Origin of the sequence: Spirulina sp. CCY15215 (assembly GCF_016888125.1) — a bacterium.
Taxonomy (GTDB): Bacteria; Cyanobacteriota; Cyanobacteriia; order Cyanobacteriales; family Spirulinaceae; genus CCY15215.
In genome coordinates, this window is the sequence record NZ_JACSWA010000502.1 from 1 (window position 1) to 3,850 (window position 3,850).

The 3,850-nt window shown below is 40.0% G+C and carries 6 protein-coding genes; all 6 read left to right on the forward strand.

Annotated elements, in window-relative coordinates:
- The first annotated feature begins 93 nt into the window (after nucleotides 1-93).
- Entirely contained in the window at nucleotides 94-603 is a 510-nt protein-coding gene (locus JUI58_RS16775; RefSeq protein ID WP_204104949.1) for a hypothetical protein, read from the forward strand.
- 33 nt (nucleotides 604-636) lie between these two features.
- The gene (locus JUI58_RS16780; RefSeq protein WP_204104950.1) at nucleotides 637-1,416 is read left to right on the forward strand and encodes a photosystem II S4 domain protein; all 780 of its coding nucleotides are present in this window, start codon (nucleotides 637-639) and stop codon (nucleotides 1,414-1,416) included.
- 74 nt (nucleotides 1,417-1,490) lie between these two features.
- Nucleotides 1,491-1,778 (forward strand): hypothetical protein, encoded by a 288-nt coding sequence (locus JUI58_RS16785; RefSeq protein ID WP_204104951.1) that lies wholly within the window; start codon nucleotides 1,491-1,493, stop codon nucleotides 1,776-1,778.
- Nucleotides 1,762-2,388 (forward strand): hypothetical protein, encoded by a 627-nt coding sequence (locus JUI58_RS16790; RefSeq protein ID WP_204104952.1) that lies wholly within the window; start codon nucleotides 1,762-1,764, stop codon nucleotides 2,386-2,388. Before JUI58_RS16785 ends, JUI58_RS16790 begins: the two co-directional genes overlap by 17 nt.
- A 508-nt stretch (nucleotides 2,389-2,896) precedes the next feature.
- On the forward strand, nucleotides 2,897-3,199 hold the full coding sequence (locus JUI58_RS16795; RefSeq protein WP_204104953.1) for a hypothetical protein: 303 nt from the start codon (nucleotides 2,897-2,899) through the stop codon (nucleotides 3,197-3,199).
- 84 nt (nucleotides 3,200-3,283) lie between these two features.
- A complete protein-coding gene (locus tag JUI58_RS16800) occupies nucleotides 3,284-3,790 on the forward strand; it encodes a Uma2 family endonuclease (protein ID WP_239121537.1) in 507 nt (168 codons plus the stop codon).
- Nucleotides 3,791-3,850: the final 60 nt, after the last annotated feature.

Here is a 3,850-nt window from a genome sequence, read left to right on the forward strand (position 1 = left end):
ATACAAAAGCACCCTAATTAAACAACTCCAAGGCGGTAGCGAAACTAATATAAAGCCGTCCTATAAGGACGGGGTTTCTACCCAATTTTTCTGATGAGTTATTTAATTGCAGTGTTGCCCGATCGCATTCAGGCGGAAGAAGCCTATACATCTTTGGAGAAGGCGGGTATCTCTACGGATTTATTAACGATTGTGGGTCGCGGTTATAAAAGTGCCGATGAGTTTGGCTTTGTGGATCCAGCACAACAAGCCAAGAAACAGGCGAAATTCATGGCGATGTGGCTGATTCCTTTTGGCTTTGCGGCGGGGTTTACTTTTAATGCGATCGCCCACACGAATGTTTTTACTTGGACGGGACAGTTCGGTAATAATATCCTCGGCGGACTTTTGGGGGCGATGGGGGGTTCAATGGGGAGTGTTTTTGTTGGCGGTGGCGTAGGTTTATCTCAAGGGAGTGGCGATGCGCTTCCTTATCGCAACCGCTTGCAGGAAGGCAAATATTTAGTGATTGTCAATGGTTCAAAACCAACTCAAAATAAAGCCACGCCAATTTTGCGCCAATTTAATCCTGAAACTTTACAAGGTTATACCGAACAATTTTAACTAGATTCCCAAACCTCCCACACCTCAAGAAAAATGCTACCCAAAGAAGAATTATTAAAAGGGGTTGACAACCGCGAAGAAATGGTGCGTATTATCGATCGCGCTGAACAAGCCTTGAAGACTTGGGAAGTGACGGTGACGGATTTTTTCTCCCCTCCAGTAGTGATGGAGGTTCGGGAAAGATTTGCGAAGTTAACGGAGTTGAAGTTATTGGTATGGGGGGGATATCCTCAAGCAGAACGCCAAAGAATCGCGATCGCCCGGTCTGAATTGCCCTTAGAGGAGTCTCAAGTGGAATTAGCGGCGATCGACATTGCAGGGAATTTTTTGTTCGATCCTGCGACTCATCGGGACTTTTTGGGGGCTATTTTAGGGACGGGGGTAGTTCGAGAAAAAATTGGCGATATTTTAGTCTTGGGAGAACGAGGGGGACAGGCGATCGTTGTGCCAGAATTGGTGGAGTTTTTACAAGGCAGTTTGCTGCAAGTGCGATCGGTTTCGGTCAAGGTACGACCCATCGAGATCAGTGACTTAAAAGTTCGTCCTCCAACCAAGAAGGAAATGACAACAGTGGAAGCCTCTTTACGTTTGGATGCGATCGCCTCGGCAGGTTTAGGACTTTCTCGCAATAAAATGGTAGATGCGATTTCTTCGGGAGATGTACGGGTAAATTGGAAGGAAATTTCCCAACCCAGTTACACGGTAAAATCGGGGGATTTGATTTCTATGCGAGGAAAAGGAAGGGTTGAAGTTGGAGAAATTGCCGTGACGAAGAAACAACGCTATCGAGTCCAAATGACAAGGTTTAAGTAGTGTGTTATAATCTTGGTATTATGCTTTTAAACATAAATACACTAAATTAGTTCTCTAGAGATAGGAGAAAAAATATGAATGACCAAGAAAATAATGAAAACGTTTGGGAAATAGCTATTGAAGACACACCAGATATATATTTCAATGAATTTGGAGTAGGTTTAAATGAAAGTGATGTTCTGATTTTACTTAAAAAAAATGGTGTAAATAAAGTGCTTTTAAATTCTTCGTATATGACAATAAAAGCGCTAGGAATAACGTTACTACAAGTCGTTAATGATTTTGAAGAGAAAACAGGCCACGAAATACCCTATTTTGGCACAATAAAAGGATCAAAAGAGGAAAATGATTCAAACAATTAAAAAAATAAATTCTTTCCGAAACTATGTTAAAGGATGGAGTTTTGGAGAAGGTCAAGCATTTAACAATAGAATCGTTGCAAAAGCGATCGATCTGATAAAATTTTCTTCTCACTGCGGGTTTCGGGAAATGGATGCTTTCCCTGGACTGAATGGAGAAATCATGGTTACTCTCTATTTTGCCCAAGAGTATTGGGAATTTACTATAGAACCCAATGAAAGCGTAACTTTTGTTTACGAGTGTGACGATGAAGTAATTCTTTACAAAGAGAAATTAAAATTCAAAAATATTTTAGAAAGAATTAATAGTATTGCTATTGAAAAGTTTATTGTTGCCTCTCACAACAATATGCGTTTATTCAATAATAAATTATGCGGCTCATTAGAATTCTCAACATCAAACATTACGACCCTAGAAAGAAAAGATTTACGAGTGTCGCATTCAAACCATCTACTAATGGAGGCATCTCTGTTTTCAATAAAGAATGTGTATTGGAGCAAAAACAAACAATTTGTTCGCATATTAGAGAATACTACCCACCCCCCACAAGTAGCGATCCCCCGGTTTTCTGGGAATTTGAAGAACAGATACTCCCCGACGAATGCGAACTAGAACAACAAACAAGCCAAAGTGGAGATTTTTGTCATTATAATATTAATAAATTATCTGATAAAAAAGCGCGTAAACTTTTTGTCGATCGCCAAAAAGAGCATCAATTATCTGAATTTAAAGTTTGTGAAAATGGAGAGTATAGGACTGTAGTTCTAGAAGACTTTTTGCATAAAGAAAATAAAACTTAAAATAATGATGGATATAACAACCAGTTGATTGTTTATCAAGCAAATTTGCAATCTCAAAATATTCTGTAACAAAACTTCAGGAGAAATTTATTTTCGGTCATTAAAATTACAAAAAACGATGCGATCGCCTGCAATCTCTTCATTTTTCGTAAAGTTTGTTATCTTTGTTGTTAAAAAAATAAGTAAATCTCAACTTCTGTCATTCTTTCTGCTAGGTTTAGGAGCAAGTATCTTAGGGTTCTGGTGTGTTATAACATCAAAACTGTAGATGCTCTATTTTGGAACTTCTTCATTTCCTAAAACAACTTCCTAAAACAACTATGTTTGCATCAGATATATTTGCATCAGACGCAATTCAGCAACTCTCGCTCTATTTGTTTTATCCTTCTCTCCTCATTTGTGCGAGTTTTGGAATTTACCAAGGTTGGCAACTCCGCAATAAGGCACTTTGGGGCGCAATTATTTTCTATATTCTCGGACAAGTTGCCGTTCATTCTACTCATTTGGAAATCAATATGATAGGAGGAATGATGTTTGCCCTCACATTAGGTCTAATCTTAGGCTATTTCCCTCACGGCTTATTTAACGTTTGGACGGGTCAATTATTTCGCCGCAATTGGTAACAAGCTAAATCAGGCGATCGCGTTGGTGGCATCTCATTTACAATTGCAATAGCATAGAGTTGATGGGAAACGCGATCGCAGAATTTGCGATCGGAAAAAATTATTATGGCGATCGCACTGGCTCGATGGAATATTGATGAATATCACCAAATGATTGCAACAGGTCTACTCGAAGAGCGTCATTTGGAACTATTGCAGGGAGACATTGTTGAAATGCCGCCAGAGGGACCCGAACACGCTTATCTGGGAACTCGTACAGATAAATATTTAACACGCTTATTAGGCGATCGCGCCGAAGTCCGTCAAAGTCATCCTATTACCCTCAGCGATCATTCAGAACCGGAACCCGATATCGCGATCGTGCGCCCTTTAGGTGGAGAATATCGATATCGACACCCGAATGCAGAAGAAGTCTTTTGGCTCATTGAATATGCCAATACCAGCTTGGCCAAAGATACCGATATTAAGCGTAAAATATATGCAGAAAACGGAATTCCCGAATATTGGATTGCCGATCTACAGCAACACCGATTATTGATTTTTCGCAATCCGCAAAGTCAGGAACTCACCGCTAAGTCCTCCGGACTCTAGCGGGAGCTTGAAAAAGCCCTAACCTGACCAGACTCAGCGAGAAATCGCTACGTTATTTAG

Excerpts from the sequence above, each read along its gene's own strand:
- JUI58_RS16775 (WP_204104949.1), top strand. The coding sequence starts at position 94 with ATGAGTTATTTAATTGCAGTGTTGCCCGATCGCATTCAGGCGGAAGAA.
- JUI58_RS16780 (WP_204104950.1), top strand. The coding sequence starts at position 637 with ATGCTACCCAAAGAAGAATTATTAAAAGGGGTTGACAACCGCGAAGAA.
- JUI58_RS16785 (WP_204104951.1), top strand. The coding sequence starts at position 1,491 with ATGAATGACCAAGAAAATAATGAAAACGTTTGGGAAATAGCTATTGAA.
- JUI58_RS16790 (WP_204104952.1), top strand. The coding sequence starts at position 1,762 with ATGATTCAAACAATTAAAAAAATAAATTCTTTCCGAAACTATGTTAAA.
- JUI58_RS16795 (WP_204104953.1), top strand. The coding sequence starts at position 2,897 with ATGTTTGCATCAGATATATTTGCATCAGACGCAATTCAGCAACTCTCG.